This window comes from Vicinamibacteria bacterium (assembly GCA_035620555.1).
Lineage (GTDB): Bacteria > Acidobacteriota > Vicinamibacteria > Marinacidobacterales > SMYC01 > DASPGQ01.
On record DASPGQ010000783.1, the window covers coordinates 1 to 14,772 of the forward strand.

Consider the following 14,772-nt stretch of genomic DNA (forward strand, 5'->3'; position numbering starts at 1 on the left):
GTTCCCGAGGACGTACGGGCCGAGCTCCGGTGGAACGCTTCTCTGTTCCACCTGTTCCACGCCGAGGAGGGTGTGCTCTTCGGCCGGATCGTCGCCCAGTTCGAGGTCAGCCGCGGCGGGACCAACGTGCTCGAGCTGGCCGTCCCCGCCGACGTTCAGATCAACCGCGTGACGTCCGCCTCGGGCGCCGTCGCCGACTGGAAGGTGGAATCGAACGTGCTTCGAGTCTTCCTCGATCGCGAGGTCCGCGGAGAGCTCGTGCTCGCTGTGGACCTCGACCGCTCGCTCGCGGGAGCCGCCGAGGCGGTGGGAATCGAAGCCCCGTTGTTCCGGGCGCTCGGGCCGCAGCGCCAGAAGGGCATGGTGGCGCTCCTTTCGACGCGCGACCTGACGCTGGCCCCAGCGGGAACCCCGGACGAAACGCTCACCCGCGTGGGCGAGAACCAGCTGCCCCCCTTCGTGCGCGAGGGCATCACCCGAACCGTGGCCCACACGTTCAAATACGTGGAATCGCCGCCCTCGCTCTCCGTCGTCGCGACCGCCCCCGAAGTCGCCCAGGGGAAATTCGACGCCCGCATCGACACGCTCGTCTCCCTCGGGGAAGCGAGCCTTTCGGCAACCTCGAGCGTCGAGCTCAACGTGAAGTCGGGCCGTCTCATGGCCCTGTCGCTCGGTCTGCCCGCCGGGGTGAACGTCCTCGGAGTCACCGCGCCCTCCCTCAGGGAGCATGTCGTGAGCGAGCAGGACGGTGAGCAGCGCATCGATTTCGACTTCACCCAGGAGATGGACGGGGACTTCCGCGTCGAGGTGACGTACGAGCAGGTCCTGGGCGCGAACGAGACGGAGGTCGAGCTGCCGCGCCTAAGGGTCGTGGGCGCCGAGATCGAGCAGGGGCGTATCGCCGTCGAGGCCTTGAGCGCCGTCGAAGTGCGGGTGCTCGAGGTCTCGGGGTTGACTCGCCTCGATGCCCGGGAGCTTCCGCGACAGCTCGTTCTCCGCACGGTCAACCCCATTCTCATGGCGTTCAAGTACGCGCAGTCGGAGCCTCCTTATCGGCTGGCGCTCGAGTTGACCCGCCATGCGGTGGCCGAGGTCCAGCAGGCCACGATCGACGAGGCGCGCTTCCGGACGCTCTTCACCGCCGACGGCCTCTCGGTCACGACGGCTCGCTTCGACGTCCGCAACAGCCAGAAGCAGTTCCTTCGTCTCGTGCTTCCCCCGCACTCAGAGGTATGGTCGGCCGCGGTCGACGGAAGAGCCGAAAAGCCAGCCGTCTCCGGTGAGAACGCCGTGCTCGTTCCGATACCGAGCTCGTCGACGAGCTTTCCCGTGGACATCATCTATGCGACCGCGGGCTCCCGTTTCGGGAGCCTGGGCCGCGCCGGGGGGAGCCTCGCGCGTGCCGACATTCTCATGACCCGAGTGAAGTGGGACGTTTTTCTGCCACCCGATTACGACTACGGCGCTCCGAGGACGAACATGAAGCTCGTTGCCGCGGGCGACGTCGTGACCGCGGAGGAGATGAAGCCAGGACTCGAAGCTTCCACGCCGCAAGCGCCCCCGACGATCGAGGTTCCTGCCGTCGGTCTGCATTATGGATTCGAAAAGCTCTACGCCAACCAGAGCGAAGACGACGCGTGGTTTCGTATTGCCTATGCGACTGGCTCGGGCGCTCTGCTCGGGCAGGTGCTGAGTCTCACCGGGGTCTTTCTCGTCTGGCTGGGCGCGACGTCGTATCGCGATTCGGAGCAGAGGGTCCCTCGCCGACGCGCGCTGGCCTTCGCGGGCTCGGGTGTCGCGATTCTCGCGTTTGTCCTCACCCGCTTCGCGGTGAGCCCGGTGCTTGCGATCCTGACGGCCGTCCTCCTCGGCGTCTGGACGAACCGCAAGCCCTTGGCGGAGCTCGTCGCACGCTCGAGACGAGCGGAACCGACGGCGACCGAGCCGTGAGAACCCATCGTGGTACGCTTTTGCCTTGACGTCTGACGAACCGTTCCTTCGAGCCTGCGTCGTCGGCTTCGCCATGCTTTTCGCCTCAGGCGATGCTCTGGCGCAAGAGAAAACACGCTGGCAAATCGGCGTGGATGGTGTGGCCGGTCTCCCCCAGGGGGATTTCGGCGAGAGCGTCGGGGATACGCGGTGGGGCGGCTCGTTCTATTTCACCCGTCGGCTCGGAAGCTCGCCCGTTCGGCTGGGCATGGACTTGGGATTTCACGCAAACGGAAGCGTGGACTTGGTTCTCGGAGGAGCTGGAGCACGTGGAAGAAGCGCGAAAGACGTGCGGTTGACCAATGACATCTACTTCGGGCACTTTCTGTCCCGGGTGCAGCCCGTGTACGGCCGGCTCGCTCCCTACGTCGAAGGAGTGTTTGGCTTCCGGGCATTCGAGACCGCGATCGTTCTGAAGGAATGCTCATTGGACTGTACGCTCTCCACGCTTTCGACCAGCACGACCGTGAGCCTTGGAGGAGGCGGTGGGCTCAGCCTCCGCCTCACCGGAAACGACGAATCGGAATCCAGATTCTCGCTCGAGCTGGGGGCGCGGTATCTGTTTGGCGGCGAGACGGAGTATTTCCTTCCCTCGGATCTATCCGCTCTTGCCGATGACCTCTCGCCGGTGCCGCACAAATCGACGACCAGCATGATCACCGTCTCCTTCGGTGTGGTGTTCGACTTCTAAGTCGATCAGCCGGAGCGACACCGGTAATAGCTATATTCGTAGCTACCAAGTGAGCCTATAATGGTTATACTTCTAGATATTAGTCTGAGGATGTCATGAAGACGGTACAAATGACTCTGGATGACGAGCTCGTCCGGGAGGTCGACGAAGTCGTCGAGCGTCTCGGGACGACCCGATCGGCGTTCACTCGCCAAGCCTTGCGCCGCGCACTCGAAGGCATTCGAATCGAGGCCCTCGAGGAGAAACACCGACGTGGTTACGAGAGACACCCGGTCAAAACAGGCGAATTCGACGATTGGGAAACGGAACAGGTATGGCCGGACTGAAACGCGGTGAGGTGCGGTGGTACAAGTTCCAGAGACCAGACAAAAGGCGACCGGTCGTCCTCCTCACCCGTTCATCGGCGCTCGAGTTCCTGGGTGAGATCACGGTAGCTCCCATCACGTCGACCATTCGGGATATCCCATCGGAAGTGCTTCTGTCTTCGGACGACGGCATGGATCATGACTGCGCGATCAATCTCGATCACGTACAAACGGTGTCGCGCGGCAGGATCGGCGCTTTGATCACGAGCTTGTCCGAGACGCGCATGCGGCAAATCCGAGACGCGATCGGATTCGCACTGGATCTTTGAACATTTCCAACGATCCGCTTCTGGTATGCTGGCCGAGATGCGCCTGCTGAGCTCGAGCGTCCTCATGGTTGCCGTGGTCGCGGTTGCGACTGGCGACGACGAACCACCCTGGGTCTGGCGCGAACTGGTTCCGGTCCCGGGACCGACGCCTCAACCGCGGAGCGCAGGGACCGCAGTCTTCGACCCGGTGGGTCAACGATTGGTGATCTTCGGCGGCGAGTCGAACGAAGGGCTCCTCGGCGACGTCTGGGCCTTCGATCTCTTGACGAGCTCCTGGATCGAGCTCGCCACCACGGGAGAGACCGGCCCCGAGCCGCGTCTCGGAGCGAACGCGGTGTACGACCCCAACGGACACCAAATGGTGATCTGGGCCGGCCAGCAGGGGAGTCGATTCTTCAACGACACCTGGTCTCTCGATCTCCACCGACTCGAATGGCACGATCTCTCGCCACCGTCGAATGCGCGCCCTCAGGCGCGCTACGGCGCCGCGGCGGTTTTCGACCCGCTCGAGAGAGCGCTGGTGCAGTTCGCGGGATTCACCGATCTCTCGCAGCGTTTCAACGACACTCAGGTATTCGATCTCGACACGAACTCCTGGCAGGAAGTCGGCCCGCGCCGGGATTCCGCCCGGCCGGTGATGAGATGTCTACTCACCGCGGCGCTCGAACTCGGCTCCCGCAAAATGATCATCCACGGAGGTCAGAGAAACGGCCCCCTCGACGACACCTGGGCTTTCGATCTGGGCACCCGACAGTGGACGAACGTCACTCCCGAAGCCCGGCCCCCCGGCCGCATGCTCGCAACCAGCTTCATCGACCGAGACGGGCGCTTCATCGTCTTCGGCGGGACGACCGCCGCCGGCAGCGTGAACGAGACCTGGTCCTTCGATCTTGCCACAGGAGAGTGGACGCGGCTCGAGATCGCGGATGCCCCGCCACCTCGCGAGGCGGCGATGGGCGCCTACGTGGCCGACGAGGAGCGATTCCTCGTTTTCGGCGGCATCGGGGAGGGGAGGCGCGCCGACCTTTGGGAGCTCCGGCGACTCGGCATGGATTCACCGGTCGAGAGCATACGTTGACGTCGGGAACGAAGACGCCCCAGGAGAACCGAGCCCCGCTCGGTTACTCTTGACTGTTCGACGAGCCCTCCACGGGGACGGCAGTGGTCGCGACGACCTTCCAACTCCCGCCCTGTTTCGCCCAGACGTGAAGGCTTCGAAACGCCTCTTCCGTCCCCGCGCCAACGCGATGAATCATGACCGCGGCGTCATCGCCGATCATCATCACTTTGTACTCGTCGGCGTCGTAGTTCGTCACCCCGGCGGCCGGGGTCACGTCCATGACCTGCGTCTTGCCTCCCACGCCCTCGGGAGAAAGAGAGATGATGTCATCTGCCAACAGACCACCTAGGGTTGCCTTGTCGCCCTTGAGATTCGCCTCGCCCCATTTCTTGTCGAGCTCGATGAGGGCTTGAGTCGCGTCCTGAAGCGCAAAGACGGAAGCGAGAGGAAGCAGCAGAACCAATAGGATCCACCATCTTTTCATGTGAAGACTCCTTTCGAGTGGCGCCATTGAAATACACCTCGTCTTCTCTGTCAATTTACGGTTGACGGCGCTCCTCATTCTGGACCATATTGAGAGACTCGAAGAAACAAGTCGGTCGTATGTCCTGGTCGCTCCGACGAGCGCTGCCGCTCTCCGTATTTCTGATCGCGCTTGGCTCCTGTCGACTGGAGTCTTTAGCGGAAGATGCCGAGGATCGGCTTCTCGAGCGCCTCATCGAGGAATACGTCACCGCGCGTTTCGAGTTCTACCCGGTCGAGGCGACCGCTGCCGGGCTTGCCGGAAACGACGACCGGCTCGGAACGTTCGCGCGCCCGGACATCGAGCGTCGAGTCGGGTGGCTGGCCGACTTCCAGCAGAAACTCTCGGGGCTGTCCCCAAGGCGCCTGTCCCCGGCGGCACACACGGATGCGCTATGGCTGTCGAGCCTCGTGAAGGCTGAGCTCTTCGAGCTCGAAGAGCGCGCTCGATGGCGGACAACCGCGTCCTTCTACGGTGAGTTCATCCGAGCGGGGATCGTTTCGCTGCTCCTGTCGTCGGATCTCCCGTCACGAACGGGTTCACTCGCCGGACGGCTCGACGAGATCCCTTCGTTGGTCGAGCAAGCCAAGGCCAACCTCGACGAGCAAAGCTCGCGTTTGTGGATCGAAGACGGCGTGGCCTCGCTCGATCGGTGTCTCGCGGTGCTCGGAGATCTGGTGAAGATTCTCGAGAAGCACATCCCTTCGTATCGCCTGTCGAATCTCGCCGAGCGAAACCGTCTCGCGATGCGTTCGGTGCAGTCGCTTCGCGAGGTACTCTCCGAACGCCTCGACGCCGCGCCGGAAACGGACGCGGTGCTTGGAGAGGATGCGCTCGCGCGACTCTTTCTTTACCAGGACATGGTCGACGCATCGCTCGACGACGTTTTTCACGAGGCGAGCGAGGCGGTCGAGAATCGCACCAACGCGCTCATCGAGCTGGCCTTGGAGAGGTTCGCGGGACAGCCGCTGCGAGACCTCTTGAGCTCTCCGCCGGCAACGGAGCTTTCCGAAGATGGGGTCCGGTTGCTCGCCGAGGAAGTAGGCCGGCTCCTCGCGCTTCCCTCGCCGGTAGGGGTCAGGCTCGTTCCGTCAGATTTCTTGGCGCCTTTGCCCGTTCGTCTGTGGCGCAAAACGTCGCCCGAGCCGCTTGGGGACGTCGTCCTCCTCGTTGGAGTGCCCTTCGGCTCGATGGCCGAGGCCGACGTGGAGCTGCTCACCTGGATCGAGCTGACGACCCGCCTCCCCCAACTCGACTCCCAGGCCCGATCGACGAGCCTATTGAGGCGTGTATTTGCCGCCCGAACCACCAGTGAGGGCTGGCGCTCGTGGCGATGGCGGCGGTCGATGAGCGCGGACTACCGGGGTGGGGACCCGACGCTTCGCCTCCGCTCGGATCGGCGGGCGCTCGTCGAGGAGCTTCGATTGTTGGCGGTCCTTTCCTTTCACGCGCGTGGCGCGACGATCGAGCAAATACAAGAGCTATTTCTTCAGAATGGCCATCTCTCGCCGGTGGACGCCCGGCGCGAAGCCGAGCGGGTTGCGCTCGACCCGCGAGTGGGGAGCTCGGCACTGGGGCATTTGCTCCTGAGGCGGCTCTCTCGCGACTACCTGCGCGCCTTTCCCTTGAGCAGCGAGACCGAGCTCGATCAGCGCATCCTCGGAGAAGGACTGGTTCCCATTCGGCTGATACGCGCCCGGTTGCTCGACTCCTCAGAATTCGAGTCATAACTACTCAATGCCGTGGCGGGACCCGTAATCGATCGTGCCGCCACGGCTCGGGCTGCTTACGGCGTGGCAAGCACGCCGGGCTCGCTCCGCTCGCTCAGGGTGGGCTGATTCAGTCCATCACCCTTCTAGGGCTTGGCTGAGGAGCGCTTGAGTCTTATACTATTCGAAATCCCGTTAAACCATGAAACATCGTGTCCCCGGGGCCATTGCTACAGCTGTCCTCGTCGCTGCCGCCCTGGCTTACCTGGCGGCGGGGGGATACGGGTATGCGCTCGGGTCGATTGCCCTCGCCCTCACGATGTCAGGCCTGGTCTGGCATCGTTCTCGCCGACTCGCCGCGGAGAGCGCGCTTCTGGACCACGTCTCCGCCGAGCTCATCGCTGCGCGGGAGATCGAGGACATTTGGGCGAGAGCGGCAACCACGCTGGGGCGTTTTCTCCAGGCGAGCCGCGTCGTCGTGTACTGCAGGGACGAACGTGACGTTTACCGCCTGTGGAAACAGTACTCCGCGGACCACGTTCGTCCGTTCGATGTCGGCGCGAGCCTTTCCGCTTCCCCGTTCGAGATGGGCTCGAGGTCGGGCAGGGTTTGCACCCTGGTGTGCGTGGGAGCGGCGGATGGAAAACGGATCGCGCTCGCCGTATATCCCGCGAACGCGGCTCGGGTCGATTTCATCGACCGGTTTGCCCAGCATGTGAATCGAATCGCCGAAGTGGTCGGGCACTGCCAGTCGGAATCCCGACTGGCCGAAGCTCGGTCGGGGCTCTTGCGATACGCGCACGCGCTCGCCTCGGCCCACGAGTCGGAGACCGTTCTCGACCTTGCGGTGAGCGCCGGGCCTACCCTCGCTGGCGGCGAGAGAGGCGCGGTCTTCGTAGAGAGTGCTTCGGTTGGTTGGCGGACGGCATTCGAGAAAGGGTTTGGAGCCGAGTTGACTCCGGCTTTTCTGTCCCGGCTTCTCTCTCGTCTCGATGAAGCCGTGGGGCGACGCGGGCCGCTGAGGCTGGACGAACCGGACGCCGCCCTCCTGGTCGTTCCCATGTTTCACGGGCGCGAGCTGATGGGTGTCCTGCTCCTGGGACGAGCCGGTTCGAGCCCGGTATGGGACGACGCCGACTTCGAGGCCGCGAAGATCCTCGGCCAGCTCACCGCAACGGCGTTGAAGAACGCGAGACAGTTGGAAGCACTCTCCACGGTCATCGCTGGCCAAGGTGAGATCGCGGACCGCTCGTTCGATCTGCACGTGACGCTCGACGAGTCCGGGACGATACGAGGCTGCAATGCGCAGGCGAGTCGCGCCTTCGGGTCTTCCCCACCGGATCTCGTTGGCAGGCGGTTCGAGGACCTCGTCGATCGGGACTTCGTTCACCGCTGGCGGCAGTTGCAGCGAGAACTGTTCCGGAAGGGTAGCCTGAGCCAAATATCCACGAAGCTCCGGACCGACGACGAGAACGACATCGAGGTGGTTGTCAACGCCTTCGCCCCGTCGGCCGAAGAAGCCCGGTTGGTGATGAGTAATGTCACCGAGCTGAGGCGACTCGAGAATCAGCTCCGCCACAGTCAGAGGCAGGAGGTACTGGGTCTTCTCGCATCGGGCGTCGCCCACGACCTCAACAACGTCCTCGGCGGAGTACTCGGATATGCGTCGCTCGCTCGGCACCAGACTCAGGATCCGCGAGTGACGAAGTATGTGGAGACCATCGAGCGGACCGCGATGCGGGGGGCTTCGTTGACCGGACGCCTCCTGTCCTCGTCGCGAAAGAGCTCGCCTCGCCACGAGCCCGTGAGCCTCAATCAGCTCATTGGTGAGACGCTCGAGCTGCTCGCCCATAGCATGCCGAAGAGCATTCGTATCGAGACGAGCCTGGATCCTTCGGTGCGGGTGATCATGGCGGACTCGGCCCAGTTGCAGCAGATTCTGCTCAACCTGGCGATCAATGCTCGGGACGCGATGCGTGATGGCGGGATCATGCGGTTGTCCACCCGCCTGGAGACGGTGGATGCTCGGGTGCGCATCTCCGTCCAGGACACGGGGGTCGGGATGGACTCGAAGGTATTGGAACGGCTATACGAGCCGTTTTTCAGCACCAAGGGGCCGAAGGGCACGGGGCTCGGCCTCTCGGTCGTTTATGGAATCGTAAAGTCCCTCTCCGGTGACATCCGGGTCCAGAGCTCTCCCGGCCGGGGGACCCGGTTCGACGTTTTTCTACCTTGTCGGTGGGCGGACGAGGCGGCGACGGCTTGCGAGGTCGACGAGCCCGTCGGCCACGGAGAGCTCATCCTTCTCGTGGACGACGAGGAGGTCTTGCGCGATCTGGGAAAGGACATTCTCGAGACGCACGGTTATCGGGTCCATGTCGTATCCAGCGGGGAAGAAGCCGTCGATTTCATCCAGCGCGCGAAGGAGAGCGTAGCCCTCGTCGTCCTCGATCTCGTGATGCCGGGAATCGATGGCGGCGAGACGTACCGGCGCTTGCGACACCTCGACGCCGGGCTCCCGGTGCTCTTGTCGAGCGGACTCACCGCGGAGAAAAGCGTCGAGGAAATCCTTTCCGACCGCGCGACGGCGTTTCTCGAAAAACCTTACGGGCAAACCGAACTGGCGCGCGCCGTGCGCTCGACGATTCTCCGGAAGGGCCGCTCGACCGTCGTGCATTGAGTCCCTGGCACCTGACGCGTCCCCCCGAGACCGCGGCTATAATTCCGCGACCGATGCGGATCCTGATGATCGCGCCCGAGCCCTTTTTCCAGCCTCGTGGCACGCCTTTTAGCGAGTACTACCGCGCGCGGGCCATGACCGAGCTCGGCCACACCGTGGACGTCGTGACCTACCCCATGGGCGAGGACGTGGACATGCCGGGACTGACTGTCTATCGCGCTCCTCGGATCCCCGGCCTCAAGAACGTGCGCGTCGGCCCGTCGGGAGCGAAGCTCGCCCTCGATGCACTCGTCTTCACGTCATCGATCCGGCGCCTGCTTGCCGCCCGCTACGACCTCCTCGACTGCCACGAGGAGGCCGGGCTCATCGGCGTGGTCCTCGCGAAGCTCTTCCGGGTTCCCACGATCTACGACATGCACTCCTCGCTGCCCGAGCAGCTGGAGAACTTCGACTACACGCGCAACGGACTCGTCCGCCGGCTCTTCGAGGTCGGCGAGCGGCTGACGATACGAGGCTCCGACGGCGTCATCGTGATCTGCCCTTATCTGGAGAGCGTCGTCTCGCGAGTCGACGGCAACAAACCGTGCTTCTTGATCGAGAACACGCCTCTCGCCGAAGCCGGTGAAACCGTACCGCCCGAAGCGGTCGAGGCGTTGCGGGAACGTTTGGGGCTCGCGAACGCCTTCGTCATTCTCTACACCGGAACGTTCGAAGCGTACCAGGGCCTTCCCTTGCTGTATCGCGCGTTTCGCCAGGTTCAGGCGAAAGCCCCGCAGGCGCGCCTGGTCCTGGTCGGTGGGCAGGCCGAGCAGTTGGTCGCCGCCGAAAACGAGCTTCGAGCCCTCGGAGTGCTCTCCGGGGTCGTCTTCACGGGGCAGCGACCGCCCTCGGAGATGCCCCGTTACTGGGCGGTCGGCGATGTGCTCGCTTCCCCGCGCAGCCAGGGTAACAACACACCCCTGAAGATCTACTCGTACCTGCGCGCGGGGAAACCGATCGTGGCGACGCGCCTCGTCACCCACACCCAGGTGTTGGACGACGATTGTGCCGTGCTCACCGAGCCGACCCCGGAGGCATTTGCCGAAGGGATTCTGACGCTCGCCTCCGATTCCGCCCGAAGGCGCGAGCTCGGCCTTGCCGCTTTCCGGCGCTCCGAGCGCGATTACAGCTACGAGCGGTACGTCGAGCGCACCCGTCGCGTGCTCGACTTCGTCTCGGAGCTTTCTTCTGGCTCCGTCGCGCGCGCGCGCGCGGCGACGACGGACTGAAAGGAGTGAGACCATGCGGGTGCTTGGTTTCCTGGGGCTCTTGCTCGCGGGCTCGAGCACGATGAGCGCACAGCCCGACGCCGCTTCGCGGCCCCGGGCGCGGGACATCGGTCTCGCGCCCGGCATCCTTCCCCCGGGTCCATTGAATGCGATAACCGACGTCGAGGGGGTCAAAGTCGGTCAGGTGACCCTCTGGGAGGGCGCGAATATCCGAACCGGGGTGACTGCGGTTCTTCCTCACGACGGGAACCTTTTTCAGGAGAAGGTGCCCGGGGCCATCTACCTGGGAAACGCCTTTGGGAAGCTCATCGGGTACAGCCAGGTCGAGGAGCTCGGTCTCATCGAAACCCCCATCGTTCTCACCAACACACTGTCGGTCTGGGATGCGGCGAATGCGATCGTGACCTACGTCATGACGCTCCCGGGGAACGAAGAGGTGCGCTCGATCAATCCCGTCGTCGGGGAGACGAACGATGGTTCCCTGAACGATATCCGCGGCCGCCACGTGAAGGAAGCCCATGTGCTCGAGGCCATCCGCAACGCTCGCGGAGGCCCGGTCGACGAAGGCGTCGTCGGCGCGGGCACGGGGACAACGGCCTTCGGCTGGAAAGGGGGAATCGGAACCTCGTCGAGAAGACTTCCGGAAAGCGTCGGCGGCTTCACCGTCGGCGTCCTCGTGCAGAGCAACTACGGTGGGGTGCTCCAGATGGATGGACTGCCCGTAGGCGTCGAGCTCGGCCAATACTACCTGAAGGACGCGACCAGCGGTGGGAGTGACGCCGACGGGTCGATCATGATGGTCGTGGCAACGGACGCACCGGTGACGGCCCACGGCTTGAAACGCATCGCCAAACGGGCGATGCTCGGACTGTCTCGTACCGGAGCGACGTCCTCCAACGGAAGCGGAGACTATGTGATCGCTTTCTCGACGGCCCCCTCGCTCCGCAGTGCGTTCGAGTCCCAGGCGCTGGAGGATGGCGGCCCGGTCGTGCGCAACGACAGCCTCTCCCCGTTGTTCCAGGCGACGATCGAGGCGACCGAAGAAGCGGTATACAACTCGATGCTCAAGGCGGTGAGCGTCACCGGACGAGACGGCAACCAGCGAGAAGCCTTGCCCATCGACCGGCTCCTTCAGATCGGGAGGAAGTACAACCGCCTGCACCCGCCGGGAGGTGGACGATAAGCGACGAGAGAATTCGAGTCCTCCAAATCTGCGATCACCTCGGTTGGACGGGTTCGCGCATGCACGGCGTCAAGAGGTTGTTCGCCTGGATGATTCCGCGCTTCGACCGCTCTCGCTTTCACGTCTCGCTTTTGAGCCTCCGGAAGAAAGACGTCTCCGAGGACCCGCTGGAGAGCTACGGTTTTCCCGTGTACTACCTCGAGAAGGGAAAATTCGACCCGACGACGCTTCCGGCGCTCGTCTCGCTTCTGAGCCGACTCCGCATCGATGTCGTTCAAACGCACGGGTACGGGGCCACGACGTTCGGAAGGCTGGCGGCCGTTTGGCGAGGGATCCCTAACGTGCTCCACGAGCACGCCAACCTGACCGATACGCCCTGGTTCCAGAAGATTCCCGACAAGCTCCTCGATCCCTTCACCGACGTCGCGATCGCCGTCTCCGCCTCGACCCGAGAGTTCTGCATCCACGCGCGCAGGCTCTCTCCCGAGCGCGTAAAGCGAGTGTATCTCGGTGCCCCGCTCGAGGATTTTCGGCCCTTCTCTGGTGATGCCGCTCTCGCCGCACGTCGGAGGCTCGGCCTTCCCGACCGAGGCGAGATCTTCGGCACCGTGACCCGCCTCCACGAGTCGAAAGGCAACCGCTACTTTCTCGATGCCGCTTCCATCCTTGCCAGCAAACGCCCCATGGCGCGATTCGTGATCGTGGGGGAGGGGCCGCTCCAGCCGGAGCTCATGGAGCAGGCGAGAACCCTCGGAATCGCCGACCGCGTGGATTTTCTCGGATTCCAGCGAGACGTCGCCGCCTGCTTCGCATCGTTCGACGTGGCCGTATTTCCCTCGCTCTGGGAAGGGACGCCGCTGACTCTGTTCGAGGCCATGGCGATGGCAAAACCGGTGGTGGCGACGACGGTCGATGGGCTGATCGACGTGCTCACGGACAGCGAGACCGCGATCCTCGTGCCGCCGCGCGACCCCGCGGCGCTCGCCTCGGCATTGATTCGGGTCCGAGATGAGCCCGGCCTGGCCGAGCGGCTTTCGGCGAGCGCCTTTTCGGCATCCCGGCAATTCGATATCGGGACGTTCGTCGGCAAGATGGAGCGACTCTACGAGCTACTGGTGGGCCGCTACCGCAGTGAAGGACGAAGGCCGCACTGGGACTACGGAAAGGACTTCGAGTTTCTCGAGGAGACCCCGGTCGCCGAGCGAGCGGATCGGACGCCGAGAGCGGTCACGCCGTGAGCGCCGTGTCGAAGCGCGTCCAGCTGGCGCTGCGCCTGGCCGTCAGCGCGGGGCTCGTTCTCCTGCTGGTGTCGCGGCTCGACACCGAGAACATGGCCCGCTTCGTGAGACGGGCCGACCTGCTGCTCGTGCTCATCACTTTCCTCGCCGTTCTCGTCGACCGTGGTCTCATGGCGGGGCGCTGGGTGGTGCTCGTGGAAGCGCTCGACGTTCGGGCGCCGCGCTTGCGGATTCTGAAGATTTTTTTCTTGAGCACGTTTTTCGGCAGCTTCCTGCCGAGCGGCGTCGGGGGAGAGGCGGTGCGTGCCCTGTCATTCGGGAAGCTCACGTCGCGCGGCGTCGAATCGGTCGCTTCGGTCGTGATGGATCGACTGCTCGGCCTGCTCTCGATGTTGCTCGCCGGGCTCCTGTCGCTCTCCGTCTTCTACCACGTGTACCCCCATCCCGCGCTCCTCGGGATCGTCATCGCCTCGTCGCTCCTGGTCGTGGCCGTCCTCGCGCTCTCGCTCTCGCCCAGAGTTCACACCCGGGCTCTGAGCTGGCACTCGTCGCCCTGGTTGACTCAGGGTGTGGGAGCCCTCGCGCGTTACCGGAATCGCATGTGGGTCCTGGTCCTCGTGCTCGGAATGTCCCTCGCGGTGCAGTTGCTGCGCATCGTTCAGGCCTATCTGCTCTCCGAGGCGATGGGACTCGGCACCGAAGCCATCTATTTCTTTTGCTTCATCCCACCGATCCTCATCGTGACCATGCTGCCGGTGTCGATCGGTGGGTGGGGGACCGCGAACCTGGCCTACGTGGCTCTCTTCTCCCAGGTGGGCATGGACCCCGAGGGGGCGTTCGTGCTCTCGGTTCTGATACTCGCCCTCGGCGTTCTCGGCAACCTTCCCGGCGGGCTCATCTATGCCTGGGAGGGATTTGCCGCGGCCGAGCCTCGGGAGAAACCGGGGAGCTCGAGAGCGTGATCGAACGCCAGAGCCGATGTGTCCTGGTGGTGACATCGGACGTTCCGTTCGTGGACGGCGGCCATCGCGTGATCGCGAGAGAGATCGAGCGCGCTCTCGAGAGGGCGGGCCATCGGGCCGAAATCGTTCGCACGCCCCAGAATCGGTTCGGCCGGCAGTTCACCGCCTATGTGGCGAACTGGTGCACCGATGTCGGCTTGACCGGAGACGGTGAGCCCGTCGATCAAGTGATCTCGCTCAGGTATCCGAGCTATGCCGTGAGGCACCCTCGCCACGTCTGCTGGCTCAACCATCGGATGCGCGAGTACTACGATCTCTGGCCCGCGTTTCGCAAACGTATTTCGAGAAAGGGCGCGCTGAAGGAGTCGGTTCGACGGTTCTTGATACATAGGGCGGACCATTTCTTTCTGACCCGAAACGTCTCGAAGCTCTACGCCCAGTCCAAGACCGTCGCCGAAGGACTCCGACAGTGGGGAAACATCCCGTCCGAGGTGCTCTACCCTCCGCCTCCCGAGCGCGCTTACCGGACCGAAGCCTACGAGAGCTTCGTTTTCGCCGTCTCGCGCCTCACCGCACTGAAGCGTCTGGATCTGCTCGTTCGCGCGATGAAGCAGGTGAAATCGAAGGAGCTTCGAGCCGTCATCGCCGGTGTAGGTGAAGAAGAGGAGCGTCTGAAGCAGCTCGCGGGTGAGCTCGGGGTCTCCCCGCGTATCGATTTCGTGGGAAAGCTGAGCGAAGAGCAGCTTCTCGACTACTATTCTCGGTGCCGTGCTGTCTTCTTCGCACCGTTCATGGAAGACTACGGGTTCGTGACCATGGAGGCGTTTCGGTCGAA

13 protein-coding genes are annotated in these 14,772 nt (G+C 63.9%); 12 read left to right on the forward strand and 1 reads right to left on the reverse strand.

Annotation, left to right across the window (positions count from 1 at the left end; translation table 11 throughout):
* From VEK15_31535 to VEK15_31555, 5 genes are all read left to right on the forward strand, one after another.
* Positions 1-1,950: hypothetical protein (locus VEK15_31535; protein HXV65270.1), on the forward strand; the 1,950-nt coding region annotated here is incomplete at its 5' end.
* A gap of 25 nt (positions 1,951-1,975) precedes the next feature.
* Positions 1,976-2,680 (forward strand): hypothetical protein, encoded by a 705-nt coding sequence (locus VEK15_31540; GenBank protein ID HXV65271.1) that lies wholly within the window; start codon positions 1,976-1,978, stop codon positions 2,678-2,680.
* 95 nt (positions 2,681-2,775) lie between these two features.
* Entirely contained in the window at positions 2,776-3,006 is a 231-nt protein-coding gene (locus tag VEK15_31545) for a ribbon-helix-helix domain-containing protein (protein HXV65272.1), read from the forward strand.
* Positions 2,994-3,314: a type II toxin-antitoxin system PemK/MazF family toxin gene (locus tag VEK15_31550; protein HXV65273.1), complete on the forward strand. Its 321-nt coding sequence runs from the start codon at positions 2,994-2,996 to the stop codon at positions 3,312-3,314. The genes VEK15_31545 and VEK15_31550 overlap by 13 nt, the downstream gene beginning before the upstream one ends.
* Before the next feature lie 37 nt (positions 3,315-3,351).
* Complete coding sequence (locus VEK15_31555) at positions 3,352-4,392, forward strand: kelch repeat-containing protein (GenBank protein ID HXV65274.1); 1,041 nt, start codon at positions 3,352-3,354, stop codon at positions 4,390-4,392.
* A 43-nt stretch (positions 4,393-4,435) separates the two neighbouring features.
* Here VEK15_31555 and VEK15_31560 read toward each other — a convergent pair whose 3' ends face one another.
* Complete coding sequence (locus VEK15_31560) at positions 4,436-4,858, reverse strand: nuclear transport factor 2 family protein (GenBank protein ID HXV65275.1); 423 nt, start codon at positions 4,856-4,858, stop codon at positions 4,436-4,438.
* Positions 4,859-4,977: 119 nt separating this feature from the next.
* On the opposite strand from VEK15_31560, the gene VEK15_31565 reads away from it, so the two are divergent.
* The 7 genes from VEK15_31565 to VEK15_31595 all read left to right on the forward strand — a co-directional run.
* Positions 4,978-6,627 carry a DUF885 family protein gene (locus VEK15_31565; GenBank protein HXV65276.1) on the forward strand — a complete coding sequence of 550 codons (1,650 nt, stop codon included), beginning with the start codon at positions 4,978-4,980 and terminating at the stop codon, positions 6,625-6,627.
* 181 nt (positions 6,628-6,808) lie between these two features.
* Positions 6,809-9,286 carry an ATP-binding protein gene (locus VEK15_31570; protein ID HXV65277.1) on the forward strand — a complete coding sequence of 826 codons (2,478 nt, stop codon included), beginning with the start codon at positions 6,809-6,811 and terminating at the stop codon, positions 9,284-9,286.
* Positions 9,287-9,339: 53 nt separating this feature from the next.
* Positions 9,340-10,554 carry a glycosyltransferase family 4 protein gene (locus VEK15_31575; protein HXV65278.1) on the forward strand — a complete coding sequence of 405 codons (1,215 nt, stop codon included), beginning with the start codon at positions 9,340-9,342 and terminating at the stop codon, positions 10,552-10,554.
* Between the two features lie 13 nt (positions 10,555-10,567).
* Positions 10,568-11,737, forward strand: coding sequence for a P1 family peptidase (locus VEK15_31580; protein HXV65279.1), 1,170 nt, complete (start codon positions 10,568-10,570; stop codon positions 11,735-11,737).
* Between the two features lie 59 nt (positions 11,738-11,796).
* Positions 11,797-12,975, forward strand: a complete 1,179-nt coding sequence (locus VEK15_31585; protein HXV65280.1) for a glycosyltransferase — start codon at positions 11,797-11,799, stop codon at positions 12,973-12,975.
* Positions 12,972-13,937, forward strand: coding sequence for a lysylphosphatidylglycerol synthase transmembrane domain-containing protein (locus tag VEK15_31590; protein HXV65281.1), 966 nt, complete (start codon positions 12,972-12,974; stop codon positions 13,935-13,937). The genes VEK15_31585 and VEK15_31590 overlap by 4 nt, the downstream gene beginning before the upstream one ends.
* Positions 13,934-14,772, forward strand: an 839-nt coding sequence (locus tag VEK15_31595) for a glycosyltransferase family 4 protein (GenBank protein ID HXV65282.1), incomplete at its 3' end; no start/stop codon positions are given. The genes VEK15_31590 and VEK15_31595, both read left to right, overlap by 4 nt.

Coding starts and splice junctions, on each gene's coding strand:
- VEK15_31580 (HXV65279.1), top strand. CDS start 10,568: ATGCGGGTGCTTGGTTTCCTGGGGCTCTTGCTCGCGGGCTCGAGCACG.
- VEK15_31560 (HXV65275.1), bottom strand. CDS start 4,858: ATGAAAAGATGGTGGATCCTATTGGTTCTGCTGCTTCCTCTCGCTTCC.
- VEK15_31565 (HXV65276.1), top strand. CDS start 4,978: ATGTCCTGGTCGCTCCGACGAGCGCTGCCGCTCTCCGTATTTCTGATC.
- VEK15_31555 (HXV65274.1), top strand. CDS start 3,352: ATGCGCCTGCTGAGCTCGAGCGTCCTCATGGTTGCCGTGGTCGCGGTT.
- VEK15_31575 (HXV65278.1), top strand. CDS start 9,340: ATGCGGATCCTGATGATCGCGCCCGAGCCCTTTTTCCAGCCTCGTGGC.
- VEK15_31545 (HXV65272.1), top strand. CDS start 2,776: ATGAAGACGGTACAAATGACTCTGGATGACGAGCTCGTCCGGGAGGTC.
- VEK15_31585 (HXV65280.1), top strand. CDS start 11,797: ATGCACGGCGTCAAGAGGTTGTTCGCCTGGATGATTCCGCGCTTCGAC.
- VEK15_31570 (HXV65277.1), top strand. CDS start 6,809: ATGAAACATCGTGTCCCCGGGGCCATTGCTACAGCTGTCCTCGTCGCT.
- VEK15_31550 (HXV65273.1), top strand. CDS start 2,994: ATGGCCGGACTGAAACGCGGTGAGGTGCGGTGGTACAAGTTCCAGAGA.